Here is a 416-nt window from a genome sequence, read left to right as displayed (position 1 = left end):
AGCGTCGACGGCGACGTGACCGTGGTCAACTTCACCATCGGTGCGGACACCTACACCGCCGGCAGCACCGCGACTATCGCTAATGTCGGCACCCTGGTGATCGGCGCGAACGGGGCGTACACCTTCACCCCAGCCACTAACTACAACGGCACCGTTCCAGTGGTCAGCTACACCGTCACCGACGGTTCCGGTAGCAATGTCACCTCGACCCTGAATATCAGCGTCACTCCGGTTGATGACAGCTTCACCGATGCCAGCGAAACCGTCTCCACCCTGGAAGACACCGCCGTTACCGGCAGCGTCCTCACTGGCACCTCGAGCGTCGACGGCGATGTGACTGTGGTCAACTTCACTATCGGCACTAGCACTTACACCGCTGGTAGCACCGCGACCATCGCCAATGTCGGCACCTTGGT

At 61.1% G+C, this 416-nt stretch carries 1 protein-coding gene; it reads left to right on the top strand.

Translation table 11 applies throughout. The features are described from left to right. Positions 1-416: cadherin-like domain-containing protein (locus UB23_RS29705; protein WP_045057435.1), on the top strand; the 416-nt coding region annotated here is incomplete at both ends.

The sequence above is a fragment of the Pseudomonas sp. ES3-33 genome (assembly GCF_000952175.1).
Taxonomy (GTDB): domain Bacteria; phylum Pseudomonadota; class Gammaproteobacteria; order Pseudomonadales; family Pseudomonadaceae; genus Aquipseudomonas; species Aquipseudomonas gregormendelii.
The sequence above is the reverse complement of the archived record's forward strand: the minus strand, read 5'-3'. Positions and strand labels throughout refer to the sequence as shown.